Below are 22,971 nucleotides of genomic sequence, written 5' to 3'. Positions count from 1 at the left end.
GGGCGCGCCTGTCATTGATACAGGAACTCGCAAACAGTCTAACAGGTGTTCAGTGGCGTTCATGCGTAGTTTGCCGGTCTTCCGCCAGAACTTCAGAGGGCTCAGCCTCGTTCTCGGCCTTGCCCTATTGCTGGCCGCCTGCGCCTCGCGCCCGGAAAACGGCGCGCTCCTGATCAACGACAAGCCAGCGGCCGACGCCACCACCCATGACATCCTGATCGCCACCACCCGCGAGCGGGACGAGCGCCCCGGCACCTATTTCAACGGCGAACGGACCCAGCGTCTGGACTATGCGGAAGCGGTGATATCCGTTCCTCCCGCGCACAAGGCCAGCCAGATCGAATGGCCGGAGACCTTCCCAGGCGATCCGGAAAAGGAATTCGTCACCAGGTCTGCGCACTATATCGATGGTCAGGATGCCTTCCGCGCCCGGCTGAACCAGCGCCTTGGCAAGTTGCCCACCCAGAACCGCACGACCTTTCTTTTCATCCACGGCTACAACACGCTGTTTGCCGAAGGGCTCTACCGGTTCACCCAGTTCGTCCATGATGCGAATTTTCCGGGCGTTCCGGTGTTCTTCACCTGGGCATCACGCGGCAAGCTTACCGACTACGTCTATGACCTGAACAGTGCGCTGGCTGCCCGCTCGGCTCTGGAAAAGGCCCTGATCGATATTTCGCGCAGCAACACCCGCGAGATCGTCATCCTGGCCCATTCCATGGGCAATCAGCTGTTGATGGAAACCATCCGTCAGATGACGCCGAAGGACCGGGAAGCTCTGTTCCGCAAGATCGAGACCGTCGTCCTCGCGTCGCCGGACATCGACATCGACGTCTTCAAGGAACAGCTGCGCCGGATCGGCAAGCTGCGTGAACCGCTGATCATCCTCACCTCGAGTGACGACAAGGCCCTGCGCGTTTCCGAAGTGATCGCCGGCGGCAAGCAGCGGGTCGGCTCCTACGCGGACGACAAGGAACTGGCGGATCTCGGCGCGATCGTGCTCAACCTGACCGAACTCAGCGCCCCGGATTCCATCAACCACAGCAAGTTCGCGGAACTGGCCCAATATGCGCCGGAACTCAGATCCGTTCTGTCCCAGCGCTCGCTGGGCGCCCAATCCACCAGCGGCAATGGCCTGCAGCAATCCGGCACTGATCTGAAGAGCTTCGTGACAAGCACCGCCCAGGTGGCCATCACCCTGCCGATCAGCCTGGTCACCGCCCCCCTGTCCCTGGTGACCGGCGGCAATTGATCTGCGGCAGATAGTGATGAAGGTTCCCCCGTCTGGCCAAAGCCGGACGGGCAGCCTATATCCATCCCATGCTGTCGCCCTGCACCAAGATCTGCCAGATAGACCCCAAGACCCGCCTTTGCCTCGGCTGCCTGCGCAGCCTTGAGGAAATCGGCGGCTGGTCTGCCATGACCGACGATCAGCGGCAGCAGATCATGGCGGAGCTGCCGGATCGCCGTGCGCAATCCGGACTCAAGGCCTCAGCCCCCGCAAGAACGGACCTTTGCCAATGAAGACGCCCCGCGCTGTTGCAGCCCTTGTTCTGCTGGCCCTGATCATTGGTGGCGGTTTCTGGGCCTATTCTGCCGGGGTGTTTACCCCTGACGAGCCGGATTTCGACGAGACCGGCCCGCGTATCGTTGCCTCGACCACACTGCTGATGATCTTTGTCGCCAGTCTGGTCTTCGGTCCGGCGCGCCTGCGTGACGTGCTGCAAGGAGTCTTGATGTGGGGAGGTCTCGCCCTGCTGCTGGTGACCGGCTACGCCTACAAGGAAGACCTTGTCCAGGGCGGGTACCGGGTTCTGGGCGCGCTGGCACCTGGACTTGCGGTTCCCCATCAGGATGGCTCGATCCTGGTGATCCGCGATGCCTCCGGTCACTTCCAGGTGGAAGGGACCGCCAACAAGGCCCGCGTCCGCTTCATGCTCGATACGGGCGCTTCCGCCGTTGTGCTGACCTATGGGGATGCGATGGCCGCCGGTTTCAAGCCTGCCAATCTCGCCTTCACCGTACCGGTCAGCACCGCGAATGGCCGGGCGATGGTCGCCCCGGTCCAGCTTGAAACCCTGAAGATCTCGGACATGACCCTGCACAATGTCAGGGCCTTCGTTTCGCAGGAAGGCGCGCTGAACAGCAGCCTTCTGGGCATGAACGCCCTCGACCGCCTGTCCAGCTGGCGGATCGAAGGCGACAAGCTGATCATGGTCCCCTGAAGCCTCAGGGACCCCGTGATCAATAGCCGTTCAGGCTGAGCAGGAAGCGGACCGCCACCACCAGCAGGAAGCAGCCGAAGAAGATTTCCATCTTCCGGCGTGGCAGCGCATGAGCCACCTTCACGCCGAAGGGGGCGGCAAAGGTCGTCACCGGAATAATCATGGCAACGCCCAGAAGGTTGACATAGCCGGCAGAAAACGGCGGCAGGCCAGCCGCGCCCCAGCCCGCCCAGATCAGACCGATGGTGCCGGGAATGGAGATCATGAGACCGGTTCCCGACGAGGTCGCAACCGCCTGGTGGATCGGACGCCCGTAAAGGGTCATGAAGGTGTTGTTCATGACGCCGCCGCCGATGCCCATCAGCGTCGAGAAGAAACCGATGCCGAAACCGCAGATCGGCCGGATCGGTGCGCCCGGGATATCACTGCCCAGCCGCCAGTGCGGCTTGTCCATCAGCATGCGCAGGCCAAGCACCAGGGCGATGCCGGCAAAGATGCCCTTGAGCCCGCTGCCGGAGACATGCGCTGCGACAAGCGAAGCGGCAATCACCCCGAGCGGCAGCGGGATCAGCCAGGACTTCAACAGCTCCAGATCCGCAGCGCCGCGCTTCTTGTGCGCCATGAAGGACCGGATGGAGGTTGGCACGATGATGCCAAGGGAAGTCGCGACCGACACATGCATGCGAACGCCTTCATCGACACCAAGCACAGTCAGGAACTGGTAGAGCACGGGCACCAGAACCGCACCGCCGCCAATGCCGAACATGCCGGCGAGAAAACCGGCGATCAGACCCGATGCCAGCAGGGCAAGGCCCAGACCGGCAACTTCCATGAGCTGGCCCTGAGCTGCGAGGGCTGAAAAATCCATAGTGGGAGATCCTTGAGAAGCGGCAAGCGAACCACAGGGTACGCCGATTCGAGACGGCGATCACCCATCGTTTAACGGAGGCTCTGCGAATGATTAGGCCCCGGATGTCACGGTGTTCGTCCGAGGTGACCGGTGGGCTTCCTCCGGATGTCACCCCGGACGAAAGCGAAGCGGAGATCCGGGGCCCACTCATCGCCGGAGCAGAACACATTTGAGGAAAGCAGCCCCAACAAACTGGGCCGTCAGCCGCGGATGCAAAAAACTGCCGACCCCATGCTTGATCGCGCTCACGCCGCGCTGCCGGCCTCTTCGCCCATCAGGTCCATGGGACGCACGGCGGCCAGCGCCTGCTGGATCACTTCAATTCCCGCATCCGGGCGGATTGCCTCGACGGTCAGGATCCGCCGCCAGCTGCGGGCGCCGGGCCGCCCATGGAACAGGCCCAGCATGTGCCGGGTCATGCGGGCAAGCTTCACGCCCTTTGAAAGCTGGTCTTCCACGTAAGGCAGATAGGCCTCGACCGCCTGCCAGGGCGAGACATCCTCGACATCGCGGCCATAGAGCCTGCGGTCCGCCTCGCCCAGGATCTGCGGCGTGTGATAGGCAGCGCGGCCAAGCATCACCCCGTCCAGATCCGGCAGGAACGCTTCAGCCTCGTCCAGGGTCTGGATGCCGCCATTGATGCCGATGAACCTGTCCGGATACCGGGCCTTCAGGCGGCGCACCCGGTCATAGTCGAGCGGCGGAATGTCCCGGTTCTCCTTGGGGCTAAGACCTTTCAGCCAGGCCTTGCGGGCATGGACCCAGAGCGCATCGCATCCGGCCGCAAAAACAGCATCGGCCATGGCATCCAGCGCCGGTTCCGGGTCCTGCTCATCGACGCCAATGCGGCACTTGACCGTCACCGGAATGGAGACCTCGGCCTTCATCGCCGACACGCAGGCGGCAACCACCTCCGGCTCCTGCATCAGGCAGGCGCCGAAGCTGCCGGACTGGACCCGGTCGGATGGGCAGCCGACATTGATGTTGACCTCGTCATAGCCCCAGTCCGCAACGATCTTCGCACAGGTGGCCATGTCCTTCGGATCCGAACCGCCAAGCTGACAGGCAATCGGATGTTCGCAGTCGGAAAAGCCCAGCAAATGCTCCCGGTCACCGTGTATGACAGCGCCCGTGGTGACCATCTCCGTATAAAGCAGCGCCTCACGGCTCAACTGGCGGTGAAACGCCCTGCAATGCCGGTCCGTCCAGTCCATCATCGGTGCAATGGCGAGTTTGTGCGCTTTGTAATTCACAGTGTTCTTCCGCAGTCCCAACGAGTTGAACGAAAGCTCCGGCCTTCCGTTTCGCGATCAGCCAGGCCTCACTCAGGCCTCAAAATTGCGCCGGTTAATCCTGTGGGGCTTCAGTTGCCCCCAACGGCACCGGCCCCAACCGCCGAGCGTCCCAAGGCCACATGAGACATCCAGACAGGATGCGGCGGCCACGCTTTCCACGATGTCCAATCCAGGCCGGGAAACCAGCGGCACCGAGGATGCAGGACTTCGGGAGCAGGATTGATCGAGGCGAACCTATACACGCAGCTTGTTGCCCGGCCAAGACCTTCGCGAAATGCGGCGATTTTCACAGATAAGTTCAAACACGGTTTGGCGCGAGACCGGCAGGCCTGACCATGCATCGGGATGCTGCCCCGGCAGGCCAGCTTTTCCGTTCGGCAAAAGATCTTAGCTTGGGAAAGGCCATACCCGCGGCCCCTCTGCTTAGCGCCCCTTCCGGCAAAAATCCGTTTGCTCCGCAGGGGCAAATTCAACCCTGCGGTGCCGCTAGAGGCCTGGCTGGATAGAAGCTGTTAACCTTCTTTTCCTAATTCTCTTTCAAGGCGTTCACCAGCAATTCGAGTCTTCTCCGTCCATGCGTATCTCCCGGCAGAACTTCTCACTTACCAATTCAAAGGACAGCGATCAGAAGGTTCCTCTCCAGGCTGCAAAGCGGGAAGAGCCAGTGCGGGCCCCTGTCCGGGAAGAGAGACGTCCTGTCGAGACCACCTTGCAGGATGAGCGGGACCTGCCTCAGGTCATGGATGACCTGCAGGAAGAGCCTTTCGACGAATATCCGTCCGCCGACGCCATTCGCGACGAATCTTGCCAGAGCCATTTCTATCTGGCTCCCAATGTCCGCTTTACCCGGACGCCGGACCGCCGCGCCCGGCGCCGGGACGCAAACGAGCAAGGCCCGGAAGCTGAGAGCTTTGCCGAAGACATCCTGCCGGCAGAGGAGTTCAGCGCTGCACCGGAACCAGTCGCTGCTCCTGTTCTGGCCTCTGCCCCTGTTGTGGCCACAGGCCCTGTTGTGGCCCCTGCAATGCCCGCGGCATCCGCAGCCACGACTGTTGTCCCGGCTGTAGGAACGCCCCCTGCCCCGGTGTCCGTTGAAAGCTTGGAAGTATCCGCGCCCGTTGCGGCCGAAAGCGCGCCTTCCGCGACACCTCTTGGTTTCCTGTCCGATCATGTCTTCTTCGAATTCATGTCCGAGGATGTCCTTCCCGCACCGGTCGAGCCCGTAACCCCGGCTCAGAAAATCGAGCGGCAGGTCCAGCCGGCTGCAGCGATCTACAAGGAAGTGCCGCCAATCCCGCGGCCAGTCACCCGTCCATCCAATCCGCCGGCAGCGCAGCAGCAGCGCGCCAGGATCGAACTGCTTTACCGGACCGTCGAGTGCCGCAACCCGGCCCCGCTGGAACGGGCGCAGCGCACCGTCGAGCCGGTTTCCGGGAGCCCCGCGCAGGCTGCTCCCCAGCATCCGGTCCCGATGCCTGTTCACGTGCCAGCTCAGATTCAGGGTACGATCGAAAGCGCAAACAGCAACCAGCGTGATCCGGCTCCCGTCCGGACTTCAATCTCGCTTCCGGCCTCATCGCCCCGGCCGCTCGGCCAATTCGGCTCGTCCTTCCGGCCAAACGAAGGCCAGCGTGCGCCGCAGGTGCGGGAAAGCTACGAATTCCCGTCCGACGACCTGCTGCAATGGCCAGAAGAAGGCGCCGGCTATTTCATGTCGCAGGAGCAGCTGGAGCAGAACGCAGGAATGCTGGAAAGCGTTCTGGAAGACTTCAAGGTGCGCGGTGAAATCATTCATGTGCGTCCCGGCCCGGTCGTCACCCTTTATGAATTCGAGCCCGCCCCCGGCGTAAAGTCTTCGCGCATCGTCAATCTGGCCGACGACATCGCCAGGTCCATGTCGGCGGTTTCCGCCCGTGTTGCCGTCGTTCCCGGCCGCAACGTGATTGGCATCGAGCTGCCGAATGTCGAGCGCGAGACGGTCTATTTCCGCGAGCTGATCGATTCCAGCGACTTCCGCAACTCCAGCTGCAAGCTGCCCCTGTGCCTGGGCAAGACCATCGGCGGCGAGCCTGTGATCGCAGAACTGGCAAAGATGCCGCATCTTCTGGTCGCAGGCACCACCGGCTCGGGCAAGTCGGTTGCCATCAACACCATGATCCTGTCCCTGCTCTACCGGCTGAAGCCGGAAGAATGCCGGCTGATCATGATCGATCCGAAGATGCTGGAACTCTCCATCTATGACGACATTCCGCATCTGCTGACCCCGGTCGTGACCGATCCGAAGAAGGCCGTGACGGCGCTCAAATGGGCCGTGCGCGAGATGGAAGACCGCTACCGCAAGATGGCGCGTCTGGGCGTCCGCAACATCAACGGCTTCAATCAGCGCTCCGCCGTGGCCAGCCAGAAGGGCGAACCGGTCTTCGTCACGGTGCAGACCGGCTTTGACAGGGACACGGGCGAACCGCTTTACGAACAGGTGGAGATGGATCTCACCCCGATGCCCTATATCGTCATCATCGTTGACGAAATGGCCGACCTGATGATGGTCGCGGGCAAGGAGATCGAAGGCACGATCCAGCGTCTGGCCCAGATGGCCCGCGCGGCCGGCATCCACCTGATCACCGCCACCCAGCGCCCCTCCGTCGATGTCATCACCGGCACGATCAAGGCCAATTTCCCGACCCGGATCTCCTTCCAGGTCACCTCGAAGATCGACAGCCGGACGATCCTTGGCGAACAGGGAGCAGAACAGCTGCTCGGCATGGGCGACATGCTGCACATGTCCGGCGGCGGCCGCATCAACCGTGTCCACGGCGCCTTTGTCTCCGACGACGAGGTCGAACAGGTCGTGGCCCATCTGAAGACCCAGGGACGCCCAGCCTATCTCGAAACCGTAACCGCGGAAGAAGAGCCGGAACTGGACGAAGACGAAGACACGGCCGTCTTCGACAAGAGCGCGATGGGGGCGGAAGATGGCGACGACCTTTATGAAAAGGCTGTCCGGATCGTCCTGCGCGATCAGCGCTGCTCGACCTCCTACATCCAGCGCCGCCTGGCGATCGGCTACAACCGCGCCGCTTCGCTGGTGGAGCGCATGGAGAACGAAGGCCTCGTCGGCGCGCCGAACCATGTGGGCAAACGCGAAATCCTGACCGCAAGCAGGGATCATTCGGAGGAGTAAACCCTTCCTCCGAATGGGCCCCTTCGGCCGGGGCGTTGCCGCCCCGGCCTGGACATCTGGTCGTCAGGCGTCGACGGAGAAGCAGAGATATTTGATCTCCACATAGTCATCGATGCCGTATTTGGAGCCTTCGCGGCCAAGGCCGGACTGCTTGACGCCGCCGAAAGGCGCGACTTCCGTTGAAATCAGACCGGTGTTGATGCCGACCATGCCGGTTTCCATGCGCTCTGCAACGCGCCAGATGCGATTGATGTCACGGGAATAGAAATAGCCTGCCAGACCGAACTCGGTGTCATTGGCCAGATCCAGTGCCTCTTCTTCCTTTTCGAAACGGTAGAGCGGTGCCAGCGGACCGAAAGTCTCTTCCACGGAGATCTTCATGTCCGGCGTCATGCCGGTCAGAACGGTCGGCTGGAAGAAGGTGCCGCCCTTTTCATGAGGCTTACCGCCGACGGTCACCTTGGCCCCCTTGGCCAGGGCATCGCTCAGATGATCCTCAACCTTTGCAACAGCGGAAGAGCTTATCAGGGGACCGACCACTGCATCCTTGTCGGCAAGGCCATCGCCCACCTTGAGAGCCGCAACCTTCTTGGCCAGCTTCTCGGCGAATTCCTCATAGACACCGGACTGGACATAGATGCGGTTGGCGCAGACGCAGGTCTGGCCACCATTGCGGAACTTGGCAATCATCGCGCCATCGACAGCCGCATCCACATCCGCATCGTCAAAGACGATGAACGGCGCATTGCCGCCGAGCTCAAGCGACATCTTCTTGATGGTCGGTGCACACTGGCGCATCAGGATCGTGCCGACACGGGTGGAGCCGGTGAAGGAGATCTTGGCGACCTTCGGATTGCGGCACAGCTCCTCGCCGGTCTCGGCAGCGGACTTGGACGGAATGATGTTGAAGACACCTGCGGGGATCCCTGCCCGCTCGGCCAGCACGGCCATGGCAAGCGCGGACAGCGGCGTCAGTTCGGCTGGGCGCGCAACAAAGGTGCAGCCTGCGGCCAGCGCCGGAGCCACCTTGCGGGCGATCATCGCATTGGGGAAGTTCCAAGGGGTGATCGAACCGACCACGCCGATCGGCTGCTTGAGGATCACGATGCGCTTGTCGCGCTGATGGCCCGGAATGGTGTCGCCATAGACACGCTTCGCCTCCTCGGCAAACCACTCGATGAAGGACGCCCCGTAAAGAATCTCGCCCCGCGCTTCGGCAAAAGGCTTGCCCATTTCAGCGGTCAGGATGGTTGCCAAATCATCGGCGTTCGCCACCATCAGCTCGAACCACTTGCGCAGGATTGCGCTGCGTTCCTTGCCGGTGTGAGCAGCCCAGCCCTTCTTGGCCGCATAGGCCGCATCAATGGCAGCCGTCACGCCCGGCACGTCCACATGGGTGACCTTCGCAATCACCTCACCCGTGGCCGGGTTCGTCACGTCGAAAGTTTCCTCTCCCTCGATCCATTTGCCATCAACATAGGCCTTTGCCGTCAGCAGCGTGGGATCTTTCAGCGTCAGCATTTCTTGTTCCTCGAGTTCTGGATGTAGTTTTTCGAGACTGTATCCGGCAGCTGGCCCTCCCGCCAGCGGTTCAGATAAATTAATTGCTCTGTTAATTAAATACATCTGCGGACACGACCGCGTCAAAGCATCAGATAGAGCAGCGCCCGAAAAATTCCGCAGGCAACCTCTCACTTTTCTTTCCACTCGAAGGAAACAAAAACACCTCCGGCAGGGGTGCCGGAGGTGTGCGGGGAAAGCTTGCGGCCGGTATGGACCCGGCCGTCAAATCGAAAACAGGGCTTAGAACTTGTAGGTCAGGTTCGCCTTGAAGGTCCGGCCGCTCTCCGAATAATAGAGGTCCGACTGGGACAGAGACGATGTCGGCAGACGCACTGCGTTGTAGTAGGTCTGGTCAAAGACGTTCTCGACGCTCGCCGAAAGGCTCAGGCCTGCAATCTGCTCCGGCTTGTAGCTGGCGCGGAAATCCAGAAGGCCATAGCCCGGTGCGTTGCCGCGGGACAGGCCCACATTGTCGCGGCCGCTGGCGACGGTCCAGGTGGCGCCAGCGCCCCAGGTGCCATCATCATAGGCCAGATCCAGAATGCCCCGGAACGGCGGGATCGACTTGATGGTCTCGCCCGTGTCCGCATCCTCACCGTTGATCAGAGCGACAGAGGCGCTGACTTTCCAGTTCGGACGGAAGCGCCAGTGAACATTGGCTTCCGCGCCATAGATGCGCACATCCTGACGGTTGATGTACTGGGTGATCCCATAAGGATAGCCGGACAGGCCAAGGGAGGCAGCCGTGACGGAGCGGGTGTCGATGAAGTTCTTGTAGAAATTCAGGAACGTTGCCGCACCACCGCCGAACTGATCATCGCCCAGCTGCAGACCCAGTTCGAAGTTGTTGCTGGTCTCCGCCTTCAGGTTCGGATTGCCGATGGTCAGGTAGGTTGCCGGCGAGCCGTAAGTGGTGAAAAGCTCGTCTGCAGTTGGAGCGCGGAAGCCCTGGGCCCACTGACCATAGACCCGGCCGAAGCTCCAGCCATACTCGGCCATGAACTTGCCCGAAACTGCGCTGTCCGTGTTCTTGTCCAGGTCAAATGCCGAGTCATTGGCAGCATAGCCGGCAGAAACGGACGGGTTGTGCGTGTACCAGTCAAAGCGCACGCCCGGCGTGATCGCAAATCCGGAATTGCCAAGCGCAATACGGTCTTCCAGGAAGGCTGCGAAGGTGCGCGTGTCCACGTCCGGCTGATAGGACTGGTTGGTGTGGTAGAAGCTGCAGGCAAAGCTGTAGGACACCGAGCAGGCATCCTTGCCCGACGTGTACTGGGTGGATTCGCCGAAATAGCCGTCCATGCCAAACAGGAAGCGGTTTTCCTGACCGAGAAGCTGCAGGGTCTTGGAACCGTCCAGATGCCCCCCGAAGCCGTCCCGGGTCAGCTCGTCACCACGGTCGTATTGACCAGCCAGAGATCCGGTGCGGATGGCTTCGCTGTCATAGTTGAGCTTCAGCTGCTGCCAGTAGACCAGGGCGTGACCTTCATCCAGGAACGGGTTGTCGCTCTGGGCGTCATAGTCATATTGCAGCGAGACGCGGGTGCGTTCGCTCTCTTCGATCGTGTCATAGTCCGAATAGGTGGAGCTGCGCGAGGTCAGCGCATCAACATCGTCCTTGCTGCGGTAGTGCTCGGCGATCACACCGACCCGGTGTCCGCCGTCGAAGTCGTGGAAGATCTTGCCCAGAACATTGTACTGGTCATAGTCGGCCGGATTGGCCTTGGTACGGGTCGTGCCCGTGCCGCCGATGTCGCCCTGGGTGTAGGTCTCGTGACCCATCTTGTAACCGCCCTGCAACAGGACAGAGGTGGCACCAACGCGGGCCGCAGCTGCCTGGCTCAGGCTGACGCTGCGGTCGGAGCTGTCATAGGAAACCTTGCTTTCTCCGCCCCAGGTCTTGCCACCGGAGATAATGTCTTCGGCGGTGATCGTGCGCAGGCCCATCATGCCGCCCAAAACGCCGGAGCCGTAGCGCGAGGAATCCCCGCCCTTGAGGATGTCCACCTGGGACAGCGCGTCAAAGCCGAAGGTGCTGACACCGCCCTGCGCGCCGAAGATCGGCTCGTTCATCCACGGCACGGGCACACCGTCGATGGTGGTCAGAACGCGCGAGCCATCAAGACCGCGGATGTTGACGCTGCCGTTGTCCGTGTTGAAGTCGACGCTCGGATCGATCTTGTTGAGATCCTTGAGCGTCGTGACCTGCCGTTCGTCGAGCTGCTGCGAGGTAACGGTGCTGACAGTTGCCCCAGTCACTTCCGCTTCCTGGAATTTGCTGACCAGCTTCTGCAGCAGCGTTGCCTGATCGGCAGTGCCTTCCTCGGCAGCTTCCGTGGCAGCGGCCGCTGCGTTCTGGGCATGGGCGGAGGTCCAGCCTCCCAACGTTCCGATCACGGTCCCGGCAAGCAGGAGCGTCATGCGCGCATGATGTGACATACGGCTATCCTTGTAGGTTTCAATTGTCTGGAGAGAACGCTGGCTGAGGTCCCGGAAAAGCGGGGCTGGCTGGCACTGTCAGCCCGGTTTCACCGCAAGGGCAGCGGCAAGGCGCTACGCCGGAGGAACCGGAGACTTATTCATGAGTATTATACTCATATATAAGTTTTACCGAGTCCACATTTGCGCCACAAACATCAATCCACAGGTGATGTGTCCCTTTGGCAACACAGCAGAATCCTTGCCCCAGCGGCACTTTTCATCGCATCGGAGAGCAAGGGCACAACTCAAAATCGCCAAAAAGTTGCAACTTCGAAATCTTCCGAAGCCACAAGGTGGGGAAAACCGTGAAAAGGGGATGCGAAGACCATCCAGCCATGGTTGTAATTCACCGCTTTCAATCACGGTATTTTTTATCGCATTCATTAAAGCTTCACTGGCTGGCGGTTTTGCGCTGCCTGCTGCATTCATGCCCGTTTGGGCAAACCCGAAATGTCACTTTCAAAGCCGGCTCAGCCGGCTTTTTTTTTCATCTGCGCACTCCACCCCCGCAAGGCCTGTGGGCAGATGAAAGGACGGCAGACACTCCTGACAGAAGGCTGTCAGGAGGCCTTAACTATTGTTCCGGTCATGGGGCAAAGCGCTTTGCGGTGCTTATCCCTCCCCGCGCGAAAACGCGGCCAAGACTTAGAAGCCATGACACACCGGAGACAAAAATGACTGCCACCCAATCCCCCGCCAGCCCTTGCCTCGAACTCGTCATTTACCGGATCAAAAATCCTACCGACGCCGCCAAGGCCCGCCGTGCGGCTCAAGACGCCATTAGCCAGTATGAGGGCTTCCTGTCCTGGGCGGCCTGGGAAAGCGAAGACGACGCAAAGGTCTTTGCGGATGTGGCCATGTGGGAAAGTCTGGAAGCTGCCAAGGCCGCTGGCGAACGGCTGCGCAGCGATCCGGTCTTCGGCGCCTTCATCAGCGCCCTCGACGGGATCATCAGCATGTCCCACTACCGGCTGGACCGCCAGGTGGAAGCAGCCACAGCCAACCTCCGCAAAGCCGGATAATCCGCCCGAAACAAAAACGCCGCCCGGAATGGGCGGCGTTTCGTGGGGATCACAAAAAATGAGGGGCAAAAGTCCAGAAGTCAGATCGCTGGCGGACTGCAACTGACTTGCTGCGGTCTCGACGCCGCAAGCGACTTACCCTCGACCGCGTTCGCCCGTTCCATCGCTCCACCGGAGCGATGGATCCGGGCCAAGGCCCGGACCGGGTCTTACTTCATCGTCGGCATGACGAATTCGGCACCGTCCTTGATGCCGGACGGCCAGCGGCTGGTGATCGTCTTGGTGCGAGTCCAGAACTTGATGGAATCCGTGCCGTGCTGGTTCAGATCACCGAAGGAAGAGGACTTCCAGCCACCGAAGGAGTGGTAGGCAAGCGGAACCGGGATCGGCACGTTGACGCCGACCATGCCGATGTTGATGCGCGAGGCAAAGTCACGGGCAGCATCCCCATCACGGGTGTAGATCGCAACGCCGTTGCCGTATTCGTGCTTCATCGGCAGGTCGAGGGCTTCCTCATAGGTCTTGGCGCGCACCACGGAGAGGACCGGGCCGAAGATTTCCTGCTTGTAGATGTCCATGTCCGGGGTGACGTTGTCGAACAGGCAGCCGCCGACGAAATAGCCGTTTTCATAGCCCTGAAGCTTGAAATCACGGCCGTCGACCACGAGGTTTGCGCCTTCTTCGACACCGCGGTCGATCAGGCCCAGGATGCGCTCACGGGCTTCCTTGGTGACCACCGGGCCCATGTCTGCCTTCTCGTCGGTGTAAGGTCCGATCTTCAGCGACTCGATCATCGGGGTCAGCTTTTCGACCAGACGGTTGGCGGTTTCCTCACCCACCGGCACAGCAACGGAGATCGCCATGCAGCGTTCGCCGGCAGAGCCGTAGCCTGCGCCGATCAGGGCGTTGGCAGCCTGGTCCAGATCCGCATCGGGCATGATGATCATGTGGTTCTTGGCGCCGCCGAAGCACTGGGCGCGCTTGCCGTTCAAGGCAGCGGTGCCATAGACGTAGCGGGCGATCGGCGTGGAGCCGACGAAGGACACGGCGCTGATATCCGGGTTGGTCAGGATCGCGTCAACCGCCCCCTTGTCCCCGTTGACGACGTTCAGGATGCCTTCCGGCAGACCTGCTTCGATCATCAGTTCGGCAAGACGGATCGGCACGGACGGATCGCGCTCGGACGGCTTCAGGATGAAGGCGTTGCCGCAGGCAATGGCCGGAGCGAACATCCACATCGGGATCATGGCCGGGAAGTTGAACGGTGTGATGCCTGCACCGACGCCGACCGGCTGGCGGATGGAGTACATGTCGATGTTCGGGCCAGCGCCTTCGGTGAACTCGCTCTTCTGCAGATGCGGAATGCCGATGACGAATTCACAGACTTCCAGGCCGCGGATCACGTCGCCCTTGGCGTCTTCAACGGTCTTGCCATGCTCCTTGGAGAGCATCACGGCCAGCTCGTCCATGTTCTCGTTCAGGAGCTGAACGAATTTCATGAACACGCGGGCGCGGCGCTGCGGGTTGGTCGCGGCCCACTTGGGCTGAGCCGCCTTGGCGTTTTCCACGGCCGCTGCCAGCTCGGCGTCGCTTGCCAGCGCCACCTTGGCCTGAACCTCACCGGTGGCCGGATTGAAAATGTCGGCAAAGCGGCCCGAGGTGCCCTCTACCTGCTTGCCGCCGATGAAATGACCAATCGTGCGCATGGCGTAATCTCCCTGCTGTCGGGCCAGGTTTGACCGGCCCATTTGAAGTGACCCTTTAGTGCCTTTTATTTTTGCCGCAAACAAGGGTATGGTTTCCGCATCCGTTGTGCGAAAATTAAAGCAATAAACACTTGACCCGCAGACCTTGCCAGACGGGAGCCTGCCTGTGAACTGGGACGATATCCGCATTTTCCTCCGGGTTGCCCGGTCCGGGCAGATCCTGGCAGCCGCCCGGCGCCTGAACCTGAACCATGCGACCGTCGCCCGAAGACTGACCTCGCTGGAAACCGCGCTGGAAACCCGGCTGTTCGACCGCTCGACCAACGGCTGCTTCCTGACCGAAGCAGGCTCCCGCTTTCTGGAGCGGGCCGAGCGGATGGAAGCGGAAATGCTAGCAGCCACCGATGACCTGGGTGGCAATTCGGTCGAGGTGACCGGCACCGTGCGCATCGGCGCGCCGGACGGCTTCGGCGTTGCCTATCTCGCCCCGCGCCTTGCCCGCCTTGCCCGCGCCCACCCGGGCCTCACGATCCAGCTCGTGCCCGTTCCCCGCTCCTTCTCCCTCTCAAGACGTGAGGCGGATATCGCGGTCACGGTCGAGCGGCCCGAACACGGGCGTCTGATTGCCAGCAAGCTGGTGGACTATGCGCTGGGGCTCTATGCCTCGGAAAGCTATCTGGAAGAACGCGGCACGCCGGAGACCCCGGCGCATCTTTCTGGGCATGATCTGGTCGGCTTCGTCGAGGACCTGATCTACTCCCCCGCCCTCAACTATGCGTCCGATGTGGTGAGGGACTGGTCCTCCCGCTTCGAGATCGCATCGGCCCTTGGCCAGACCGAAGCGGTGAAGGCGGGGGCAGGCATCGGCATCCTGCACCATTTCATTGCCCGCAGCCTGCCAGGCCTCAAACCCGTGCTGCCCGACCTCAGGATAGAACGGGCCTACTGGATGGTCACCCACGAAAGCTCCCGCCCCCTCCGCCACGTCTCCACAGTCCAGGATTTTCTGCGTAACTGCGTGGCGGAAGACCGGGGGATGTTCGGGTGAGGCTTTTATTCGCTGGCCGTCCCCCCGGTCGCAGCGAAGCGGAGAACCGGAGGAGCACGTAACGCTATTCCAGCTTCTGAATCACCAGCCGGGCCATGACGTGCTTGTCGGAGTTGTCGACATAGACCTCCAGATAGATGCCCTCCACGTCGCGGCCGGCCTGGTGCATCAGCACGATCTGGGTGTCCTGATCGAATGTCAGGAGCGTGTCGACAAGGCTCGGAACCATGTTTGCGGTGGCGACGGTTCCCAATGCCAGAGGCTCCACGTCCCGGCTGGCCTTGCCCGGATGGAGCAGCATGGCATAGCTCGCATTGGGCCGGGCTGCTGCCGACACCCGGCCATCCGTATCTGCCTTGGCATCGAAATAGGTCACCACGGACACACCGGAGATCCGGTAGGTGCCCGCCTTGAGCGAGACGATGCCGGTTTCCGTGTCCAGATGGATCGCATCGCCCGTCTGGGTGATCACCCGGTTCAGCGTCCGCAGGTTACCGCCCGGCTGCATCGGCTTGGTTTCCGGCGAATGCTCTTCATAGACGGCGTAATCGGCCGAATGGGAAATGGTTGTCGTCAGCCCCAGACCGCTGAGCGCCACGACCAGTGCCAGACCAAAGCTCCGGCAAGAGGCACGCCTCCCCCCCTGTCTCCGCCGTCCGGCCTGCGGTGCGGTACCTTTTTCCAACCTGAATTTGCCAAGTCCGAACATGACTGCCCCCAGCCTCTTGATGAATGCCCTGCTCCATGGAGCAAGTCCGCTTCAGCAATCCTAGGTCATTCTGTCGGGCAGGAGCAATTCCTGATGGGTCAAACAGAGAAAGGCTGAAGCCTCGCATCCTTCGAGACGCAGCTTCGCTGCTCCTCAGGATGAGGCGGCCGTGTTGATATGCGGTGCCAAATACAATCTCATCCTCATCCTGAGGATGCCATCATAAAAGGCCGGGCGGCAGGCCAAAGTCCTGCTGAGCGTGACAACGCCCCGTTCAGCGCTCGAACCCATCCGCCGGGCGGATCAGCTCCGGTTCTCCGAAGTCGATGATGATGTTGAGACGGCGCACGGCGGTCGGGTCGCCGGTGAGGTTCGGGTCCTCTGGGGCAACGGAGAGGCGCACGCCCCGGTCCGTTGTCTCCAGCGGCTTGAAGTCCCGGATGGCCTGAAGGAATTCATCCGGCACGGCCCAGCCATAGCGGTCGGACAGGGCAGAGATGACCAGACGGGCCGCTTTCTCGCCCACTTCCTTTTGCTTGGGATCTTCCACATTCAGCTTCAGCCGCAGGTAATCCACCTTGTCTGCAGCCTTGCCTCTGAGAAGAAAGAACAGGGTTGCCGGGCCATAATCCACGCTGGGCGTGGTCAGGGGCACAAGGGTCGACGCGCATTGCCAGGCACCGGAGATGAAGGGCGCGCGGTTCCAACCGTTGTTCTCCAGCCCCATGGCGCCCATCTCGTCGCACAGGGACTGCGGATCCCCCCTGAAGCCGAGCTTCAACGTTGCCGGCACCATGACTTCCGGTTCCGTAAGGGTCTGGCGGGTGCCTGCATCGAACCCGGCCAGGGGATCCGGTGTCACCGGGGCCAGTACGGGAGCAGGCGCGGGCTGGGTCAGACCGAGCTCTTCGCTGAACATCACCGCACCGGTCAGGCCTGCGGCAAGCACCAGGGGCAGGCCAATCATCAGCATGCGGGCGATGATCTGGCCCTGGGTTGCCGGCTTGAGCTTTTCCCCTCGCCAGGGGGCCCGTTGAAGCTGCCGTGGAGGCGCAGCCGCAAAGGCAGCGTCCTCGCCCCAGATCCGGCGGCGGTTGTCCTGCCGCATCCAGTCCGGTGCCCGGCGTTTGCCCTGTTCAAATTCGCGCTTGCGCTTGTTCATGTGCGGCCTCGACCGGCAACGGGTGCGAGACGCCCGGCTGCCTCCATCAGGATCCCGTACGGCAAAGCCTCCGCCACAGAGCACCGCACATCTTTCCTTTCTCCCTTCTGGTCCCAAAACCTGACCGTTTCAACGGGTTTTCGATAAGTTCGTGAACGGCCGCCGCTTCAAGCCACTTGAAACGCTGCAACGGCGCCGGTTACATGGCGCCGCTCGCAGCGTTTGAACCGGTTTGGGTCCACGCTGGTCAAGACTTTGAAAATTCTGGAGGAAGCATGCGGTTAGGCATCGATTGGGGCGGCACGAAGATGGAGATCATCGCCCTTGGTGACGCGGGAGAGGAACTTTTCCGCGAGCGCATGCCCACCCCCCGGGATGACTATGACGGCTGTATCGAAGCCGTCGCGACACTGGTTGCCAATGCGGAAAAGGCGACCGGCCAGACCGGCAGCCTTGGCCTCGGCATTCCCGGATCGATTTCTCCCGTGACCGGTCTCGTCAAGAACGCCAATTCCACCTGGATGAACGGCCGCCCGCTGGACAAGGACCTTGAAGCGCGTCTTGGCCGCGATGTCCGCATCCAGAACGACGCCAATTGCCTGGCTGTCTCCGAGGCAACCGACGGCTCCGGCGCAGGCTGCCACATCGTCCACGCCATCATCATCGGCACGGGCTGCGGGTCCGGCATCGCCATCGACGGCAAGGCCCACCGGGGCGCGAATGGCATCGGCGGCGAATGGGGTGCAATCCCTGTGCCGTGGATGAAGCCGGAAGAGTTTCCCGGTCCGGTCAACTGGCTCGGCCATCCCGGCGCGATCGATCACTGGTGCTCGGGCACCGGCTTTCAGGCCGATTATCTGGAGCGCTCCGGCACGCCGCTGAAGGGCCATGAGATCATGGCGGCCAAGCGCGCAGGGGATGCCGTGGCAACGGCGGCCTATGAAGCCTATGCCAGCCGCCTTGCCCGCGCCCTTGCCATGTCCGCCAATCTTCTCGACCCGGACTGTTTTGTCCTGGGCGGCGGCATGTCGAATGTGGAAGAGCTCTACGAGGACCTTCCCGCTGCCATGGCGCCATTCATCATGTCCGATGTCTATGAAGTGCCGATCCGCAAAGCCCGCCACGGCGACAGCTCGGGCGTGCGCGGCGCGGCCTGGCTCTGGAACGACTGAGCGAAGTTTCGGCCATTGCAACCACAATCCCGCCGGAATGACCCGGCAGGCTCCCGTCATCTGAAACTGCGAGAGATTCACACATGATCCGCAAGCTGTTCAAGTTCCTGCGCCCCGGCCTGGCCGCCGGCGTCATCGCCTCCACTGCCGCGATTGCCCATGCCGAAGAACTCAAGATCACCGACCTGAAGGTTGGAGACGGCGCGGAAGCTGTCGCCGGACAGACGGTCACCGTGCATTACACCGGCTGGCTGATGGACGGCACGAAGTTCGATTCCTCCGTTGACCGTGGCGATCCCTTCTCCTTCCCGCTCGGCGCAGGCCGCGTGATCCGTGGCTGGGATGAAGGCGTTGCCGGAATGAAGGTTGGCGGAAAGCGCCAGCTCGTCATTCCGCCGCAGATGGGCTACGGCAGCCGTGGCGCTGGCGGCGTCATTCCGCCGAACGCGACGCTGAAGTTCGAAGTCGAGCTGCTTGGCGTCAAGTAACCACTGCTTGCCATGAATTTGGGAAAGCCTCCGGAGCAGCCGCTCCGGAGGCTTTTTCGTTCTGACGGCTGCTACCGGTCGAGCGGCGGCATCCGGTTCCAGGCGTCCAGCGCCGCGATCTTGTAGGCTTCGGCAAGGGTCGGATAATTGAAGGTGTTCTCGACGAAATATTCGAGCGTTCCCTTCAGGTTCAGCACCGCCTGGCCGATATGCACCAGTTCGGTCGCCCCCTCACCCACGATATGGCAGCCGAGCAGACGCCGGGTCTTCAGCGAGAAGATCATCTTCAGCATGCCGGAATTCAGCCCCATGATATGGCCACGGGAGGTCTCACGGAACCGGGCAATCCCGCATTCATAGGCAATGCCGCGCTTCTGCACTTCTTCTTCGGTCATGCCGACCGTCGAAATCTCCGGCACCGCATAGATGCCATAGGGGAAATACTCCGGCGGGTCATAGGCCTTTTCTCCGAGCGCATGGCAGGCGGCGATGCGCCCCTGCTCCATGGAGGTGGAGGCAAGGCTTGGAAAGCCGATGACATCGCCGGCCGCAAAGATATGCGGCACATCGGTCTGGAAAGTGGTCGGATCGACCTTGAGGCGGCCGCGATGGTCCGCCGGCAAGCCGCAAGCCTCCAGATTGAGACTGTCGGTCGCCCCCATGCGCCCGGCCGCAAACAGCACCACGTTGGAACGGACCGAGCGTCCCCCCTCCAGCGTGATCTCGCATTTGCCCGGGGCATGCTTTTCGATCTTCTCCACCTTGGCGCCAAAGCGCAGGGCAATGCCCCGGTCGCGCAAGTCATGGGTGAAATCGGCAACCAGTTCGCTGTCGATGAAGTCCAGCATGGAGTTGCGCGGTTCGACCAGGGTGACATGCACATCCAGCGCCGAGAAGATCGTGGCATATTCAACGCCGATCACCCCGGCACCGATCACGGCAATCGAACGGGGAAGGTCCCTGAGCTCAAGGATCTCGTCGCTATCGAGAACATACTCCCCATCAAAAGGCACATAGCCTGGCCGGAACGGCTTGGTGCCGACGGCAATCAGAAACCGGTCTGACGTGAAGCACAGCTTCTCCCCTGCGTCTCCCGTGACTTCCAGCGTGTGGGCATCCAGGAACCTTGCTTCCCCGCGCAGGGTATCAACCTTGTTGCGGGCAAACTGGTGCTCAAGCACTTCGATTTCATGGTTGAGCGTGATGTGCAGGCGGGCCCTCAGGTCATCTGCAGAGATGTCCTGCTTGACCCGGTAGGCGCGGCCGTAAAAGCCCCGCTCGCGCCAGCCCGTCAGGTTGAGTGCCGTCTCGCGCAGCGTCTTTGACGGAATGGTGCCCGTGTGTACGGAGACCCCGCCAACACGGCGCCCCTTTTCAATGACGAGAACATCCCGCCCGAATTTCGCTGCCTGGATTGCCGCCCGGCGTCCGGCCGGCCCGCTGCCGATCACGATGAGCTGATAATGGTCCATTGGCTACCCTCTGCTGCTTGCCCCTCGCCGGACAGACAGTCTCCATATTGCACCGCAGTATAAGCAAAAAGGTAAGCGCCAAACATGAAGGCCGCGTCAACCCGGTTTCCTTGCTTTCCGCCGCTCATTGCGAAAACACAACCTCAAGCGGCGCCAAAATAAAATACCATGCGCAAAAGTGACAATTTTAAGTACATTTTAATGAAAATCACGACTTATGACTGATGTGCGACCACGCAGGACAGCAGACACCTTCAGCAATCTTTGGAAAGCCGGCACAAGATCTTTCGAACGAAAGGCCTGCCGGGTGACTGCGCCACCAAATTCATAACCGGCGTAGACAAGCCATCGCGACCAGCTTCTTCAAGCTCTGATTTTTTGAATCTTGCAGTTGACCGAGGAGACTTACATGAAGACCAACGATCTCGAAAAGATGAAGAACGTCATTCACTCCTATGACCTGTCCAAGGTCATGGATGCCTTCAAGACCAGCCATCCTGAATATGATGCGGCCAAGATCGCACGCATCGAGACGGAGTTCCGCCGGTTCTTCGAAGTCTGCGGCTCAAGCGATCTCAAATACGGCACCATCGACACGATCGATGAGCTGCTGCACACGTTCATTCTCTTCACACGGGACTATGTCGACTTCTGCGACAAGGCATTCGGTGAATATCTGCATCATACTCCGATGTCGATCGAGAAGGAGCCGAAGCTCCCGATCATGTATATCCGCTTCTTGATCGACTATGCCCGGACCTTCAAGCAGTATCCGCCGTTTGATATCTGGCCGCTGAGCCAGGACCTGTTCGGCAAGCCGGGCGAATCTGGCCCCGATGGCTGCGAAGTCGTGTCGGATTGCTTCATCTGCTCTGACTGCTTCATCGGATCAGACTGCTACATCGACAAAGGCTGAGCAGATCAGCCCATTTGAATCCAGAACACCGCAGGAGGTCAGGCTTCCTGCGGTGTTTCTTTTTAACGATCAGCCTGCCACCATCTCGCGGACGAGCGGCATGACCTTGGTGCCATAGAGCTCGATGCTCTTCATCAGCTGGCTGTGGGGCATGGTTCCGGTGGCGTATTTGAGATCGAAGCGGGACAGGCCGAGGGTCTCGATCGTCTTGGCGATGCGCCGGGCAACCGTCTCCGGAGAGCCGGCATAAAGGGAGCCGCTGCGTGCCTCCTGAATGAAGGTTTCCTTGCCCATGGAGGCCCAGCCGCGCTCGCGGCCCAGACGGTCATGGAAGGCTTTGTAGTGAGGCCAGAGCTGTTCGATCGCCTCTTCATCCGTCTCGGCCACATGGCCCGGAGAATGTACGCCCAAGGGCTTCACCTCATGGCCCATCTGGGCACAGGCCTGATGATAGAGCTCGACATAAGGCTTGAAGCGGGCCGGATTGCCGCCAATGATCGCGAGCATCATCGGCATGTTGTAGGTCACGGCCCGGACCACGGACTCCGGGCTGCCGCCGACACCGATCCAGCAGGTCAGCGGCCTGGACTCGACCCGCGGGAAGACGCGCTGCTGCTTCAGCGGCGGACGGATCTGACCGGACCAGCTCACCACCTCGTTGTTCAAAAGCGCAGAAAGAAGATCCAGCTTCTGTTCAAACAGGACCTCATATTGGTCCAGCTTGAAGCCGAAGAGCGGAAAGCTCTCGGTGAAAGACCCGCGCCCCAGCGTGATTTCCGCACGGCCGCCGGACAAGGCGTCGAGGGTCGAAAAGCGTTGAAACACCCGGATCGGGTCATCCGAGGAAAGGACCGTGACCGATGTCCCGAGCTTGATCCGGCTGGTCCGCGCCGCCAGATAGGACATGAGGATTTCCGGAGCGGAAATGGCGAAGTCTGCACGATGATGTTCACCCAGCCCCAGGAAATCGACGCCGATCTCATCTGCCAGCACGCCCTGCTCGACCAGATCGCGCAGAACCTCTGCTTCATGCTTGAGAGAGCCATCCTGGGCAGCGGTGATGTCACCGAATGTGTCCAGGCCAAGTTCAAGTGCTTGGGTCATCGTCTTGTCATTCATCCTGTTGATGCTGCTTCGCGAGCAGCTGGCATCCTGTTGATGCTGCTTTGCGAGCAGCTGGCATCCTGTTGATGCTGCTTCGCGAGCAGCCGGGTGTTTCCCGGAGCGCGGTCAAATCCTGATCGCCAACTTAAGACGCCGGGGCGCGCCCTGAAAGGGAAGATTGTCTTCTCGAGCTGAACGCTGTGTTCGCACCGCCCGCCGAGCCGCTTTCCAGAACTTTCCTGCCGGAAATGCCTAGTATCCTTAAGTAGTTATTACAGGGCCGTATTTCTGGAATCTCATGCTCTTGATCCTGCTCCCCGCCCCTCATTTCAGGGGACTCAGCCCGGATTGGAGAAAATGATCCTACCGCCGGACCGGCCCTTAACGCTTGTGGCTCCAGAGGGGTGTCAAGCCGGGGACAACAGTCACATCACCGTCATGCAGCTCTGTTGCCTTGCAGCAAATCTGACAGAGGCGGGCAAAAATCCCTGCCTCGAGAGACACTGCTGGGGCAAAT

The 22,971-nt window shown here is 61.2% G+C and carries 18 protein-coding genes; 9 read left to right on the top strand and 9 right to left on the bottom strand.

From position 1 onward, the window contains the following. Positions 1-61 precede the first annotated feature (61 nt). The 3 genes from BUA94_RS06070 to BUA94_RS06060 all read left to right on the top strand — a co-directional run bounded on the left by BUA94_RS06070 (position 62) and on the right by BUA94_RS06060 (position 2,225). The gene (locus BUA94_RS06070) at positions 62-1,252 is read left to right on the top strand and encodes an alpha/beta hydrolase (RefSeq protein WP_073011068.1); all 1,191 of its coding nucleotides are present in this window, start codon (positions 62-64) and stop codon (positions 1,250-1,252) included. Between the two features lie 68 nt (positions 1,253-1,320). Next, positions 1,321-1,524: a DUF1289 domain-containing protein gene (locus tag BUA94_RS06065; RefSeq protein WP_073010076.1), complete on the top strand. Its 204-nt coding sequence runs from the start codon at positions 1,321-1,323 to the stop codon at positions 1,522-1,524. Continuing rightward, on the top strand, positions 1,521-2,225 hold the full coding sequence (locus BUA94_RS06060) for a retropepsin-like aspartic protease family protein (RefSeq protein ID WP_073010073.1): 705 nt from the start codon (positions 1,521-1,523) through the stop codon (positions 2,223-2,225). The genes BUA94_RS06065 and BUA94_RS06060 overlap by 4 nt, the downstream gene beginning before the upstream one ends. Before the next feature lie 19 nt (positions 2,226-2,244). Here BUA94_RS06060 and BUA94_RS06055 read toward each other — a convergent pair whose 3' ends face one another. Next, complete coding sequence (locus tag BUA94_RS06055) at positions 2,245-3,093, bottom strand: sulfite exporter TauE/SafE family protein (protein ID WP_073010070.1); 849 nt, start codon at positions 3,091-3,093, stop codon at positions 2,245-2,247. A 287-nt stretch (positions 3,094-3,380) separates the two neighbouring features. Beyond that, complete coding sequence (gene dusA / locus BUA94_RS06050) at positions 3,381-4,352, bottom strand: tRNA dihydrouridine(20/20a) synthase DusA (RefSeq protein WP_084081823.1); 972 nt, start codon at positions 4,350-4,352, stop codon at positions 3,381-3,383. Positions 4,353-5,094: 742 nt separating this feature from the next. On the opposite strand from dusA, the gene BUA94_RS06045 reads away from it, so the two are divergent. Next, positions 5,095-7,611, top strand: a complete 2,517-nt coding sequence (locus BUA94_RS06045; RefSeq protein ID WP_408011908.1) for a DNA translocase FtsK — start codon at positions 5,095-5,097, stop codon at positions 7,609-7,611. Positions 7,612-7,674: 63 nt separating this feature from the next. On the opposite strand, the gene BUA94_RS06040 is transcribed toward BUA94_RS06045, so the two are convergent. Both BUA94_RS06040 and BUA94_RS06035 read right to left on the bottom strand, forming a co-directional pair. Next, positions 7,675-9,132: an NAD-dependent succinate-semialdehyde dehydrogenase gene (locus tag BUA94_RS06040; RefSeq protein WP_073010064.1), complete on the bottom strand. Its 1,458-nt coding sequence runs from the start codon at positions 9,130-9,132 to the stop codon at positions 7,675-7,677. A gap of 282 nt (positions 9,133-9,414) precedes the next feature. Next, positions 9,415-11,613, bottom strand: a complete 2,199-nt coding sequence (locus BUA94_RS06035; RefSeq protein WP_084081723.1) for a TonB-dependent hemoglobin/transferrin/lactoferrin family receptor — start codon at positions 11,611-11,613, stop codon at positions 9,415-9,417. Positions 11,614-12,329: 716 nt separating this feature from the next. Between BUA94_RS06035 and BUA94_RS06030 the strand changes: the two genes are divergently transcribed. Further along, positions 12,330-12,677 (top strand): hypothetical protein, encoded by a 348-nt coding sequence (locus tag BUA94_RS06030; protein WP_073010061.1) that lies wholly within the window; start codon positions 12,330-12,332, stop codon positions 12,675-12,677. Positions 12,678-12,886: 209 nt separating this feature from the next. On the opposite strand, the gene BUA94_RS06025 is transcribed toward BUA94_RS06030, so the two are convergent. After that, positions 12,887-14,383 carry a CoA-acylating methylmalonate-semialdehyde dehydrogenase gene (locus BUA94_RS06025; RefSeq protein WP_073011055.1) on the bottom strand — a complete coding sequence of 499 codons (1,497 nt, stop codon included), beginning with the start codon at positions 14,381-14,383 and terminating at the stop codon, positions 12,887-12,889. A 166-nt stretch (positions 14,384-14,549) separates the two neighbouring features. On the opposite strand from BUA94_RS06025, the gene BUA94_RS06020 reads away from it, so the two are divergent. Beyond that, positions 14,550-15,431 carry a LysR family transcriptional regulator gene (locus BUA94_RS06020; RefSeq protein ID WP_073010058.1) on the top strand — a complete coding sequence of 294 codons (882 nt, stop codon included), beginning with the start codon at positions 14,550-14,552 and terminating at the stop codon, positions 15,429-15,431. A 64-nt stretch (positions 15,432-15,495) separates the two neighbouring features. Here the strand turns inward: BUA94_RS06020 and BUA94_RS06015 are convergent, their stop codons facing one another. Then, positions 15,496-16,029, bottom strand: a complete 534-nt coding sequence (locus BUA94_RS06015; RefSeq protein WP_073010056.1) for a hypothetical protein — start codon at positions 16,027-16,029, stop codon at positions 15,496-15,498. Positions 16,030-16,414: 385 nt separating this feature from the next. Next, positions 16,415-17,302, bottom strand: coding sequence for a DUF6030 family protein (locus BUA94_RS06010; RefSeq protein WP_073010053.1), 888 nt, complete (start codon positions 17,300-17,302; stop codon positions 16,415-16,417). Positions 17,303-17,577: 275 nt separating this feature from the next. Here BUA94_RS06010 and BUA94_RS06005 point away from each other — a divergent pair, with 275 nt between their 5' ends. Both BUA94_RS06005 and BUA94_RS06000 read left to right on the top strand, forming a co-directional pair. After that, on the top strand, positions 17,578-18,474 hold the full coding sequence (locus BUA94_RS06005) for an ROK family protein (protein ID WP_073010050.1): 897 nt from the start codon (positions 17,578-17,580) through the stop codon (positions 18,472-18,474). Between the two features lie 83 nt (positions 18,475-18,557). Next, positions 18,558-18,962: an FKBP-type peptidyl-prolyl cis-trans isomerase gene (locus BUA94_RS06000; protein WP_084081722.1), complete on the top strand. Its 405-nt coding sequence runs from the start codon at positions 18,558-18,560 to the stop codon at positions 18,960-18,962. Between the two features lie 71 nt (positions 18,963-19,033). Here BUA94_RS06000 and sthA read toward each other — a convergent pair whose 3' ends face one another. Next, positions 19,034-20,434 (bottom strand): Si-specific NAD(P)(+) transhydrogenase, encoded by a 1,401-nt coding sequence (gene sthA / locus BUA94_RS05995; RefSeq protein ID WP_073010047.1) that lies wholly within the window; start codon positions 20,432-20,434, stop codon positions 19,034-19,036. Between the two features lie 409 nt (positions 20,435-20,843). Between sthA and BUA94_RS05990 the strand changes: the two genes are divergently transcribed. After that, the gene (locus BUA94_RS05990; RefSeq protein ID WP_139251020.1) at positions 20,844-21,350 is read left to right on the top strand and encodes a glycine-rich domain-containing protein; all 507 of its coding nucleotides are present in this window, start codon (positions 20,844-20,846) and stop codon (positions 21,348-21,350) included. Between the two features lie 69 nt (positions 21,351-21,419). Here the strand turns inward: BUA94_RS05990 and BUA94_RS05985 are convergent, their stop codons facing one another. Continuing rightward, entirely contained in the window at positions 21,420-22,454 is a 1,035-nt protein-coding gene (locus BUA94_RS05985; RefSeq protein ID WP_073011049.1) for an LLM class flavin-dependent oxidoreductase, read from the bottom strand. Between the last annotated feature and the right edge of the window lie 517 nt (positions 22,455-22,971).

Origin of the sequence: Roseibium suaedae (genome assembly GCF_900142725.1) — a bacterium.
Classification (GTDB): domain Bacteria; phylum Pseudomonadota; class Alphaproteobacteria; order Rhizobiales; family Stappiaceae; genus Roseibium; species Roseibium suaedae.
The sequence above is the reverse complement of the archived record's forward strand: the minus strand, read 5'-3'. Positions and strand labels throughout refer to the sequence as shown.

Coding starts and splice junctions, on each gene's coding strand:
- BUA94_RS06025 (WP_073011055.1), bottom strand. CDS start 14,383: ATGCGCACGATTGGTCATTTCATCGGCGGCAAGCAGGTAGAGGGCACC.
- dusA (WP_084081823.1), bottom strand. CDS start 4,352: ATGATGGACTGGACGGACCGGCATTGCAGGGCGTTTCACCGCCAGTTG.
- BUA94_RS06030 (WP_073010061.1), top strand. CDS start 12,330: ATGACTGCCACCCAATCCCCCGCCAGCCCTTGCCTCGAACTCGTCATT.
- sthA (WP_073010047.1), bottom strand. CDS start 20,434: ATGGACCATTATCAGCTCATCGTGATCGGCAGCGGGCCGGCCGGACGC.
- BUA94_RS06040 (WP_073010064.1), bottom strand. CDS start 9,132: ATGCTGACGCTGAAAGATCCCACGCTGCTGACGGCAAAGGCCTATGTT.
- BUA94_RS06000 (WP_084081722.1), top strand. CDS start 18,558: ATGATCCGCAAGCTGTTCAAGTTCCTGCGCCCCGGCCTGGCCGCCGGC.
- BUA94_RS05985 (WP_073011049.1), bottom strand. CDS start 22,454: ATGACCCAAGCACTTGAACTTGGCCTGGACACATTCGGTGACATCACC.
- BUA94_RS06035 (WP_084081723.1), bottom strand. CDS start 11,613: ATGTCACATCATGCGCGCATGACGCTCCTGCTTGCCGGGACCGTGATC.
- BUA94_RS06070 (WP_073011068.1), top strand. CDS start 62: ATGCGTAGTTTGCCGGTCTTCCGCCAGAACTTCAGAGGGCTCAGCCTC.
- BUA94_RS05990 (WP_139251020.1), top strand. CDS start 20,844: ATGAAGACCAACGATCTCGAAAAGATGAAGAACGTCATTCACTCCTAT.
- BUA94_RS06060 (WP_073010073.1), top strand. CDS start 1,521: ATGAAGACGCCCCGCGCTGTTGCAGCCCTTGTTCTGCTGGCCCTGATC.
- BUA94_RS06005 (WP_073010050.1), top strand. CDS start 17,578: ATGCGGTTAGGCATCGATTGGGGCGGCACGAAGATGGAGATCATCGCC.
- BUA94_RS06065 (WP_073010076.1), top strand. CDS start 1,321: ATGCTGTCGCCCTGCACCAAGATCTGCCAGATAGACCCCAAGACCCGC.
- BUA94_RS06010 (WP_073010053.1), bottom strand. CDS start 17,302: ATGAACAAGCGCAAGCGCGAATTTGAACAGGGCAAACGCCGGGCACCG.
- BUA94_RS06055 (WP_073010070.1), bottom strand. CDS start 3,093: ATGGATTTTTCAGCCCTCGCAGCTCAGGGCCAGCTCATGGAAGTTGCC.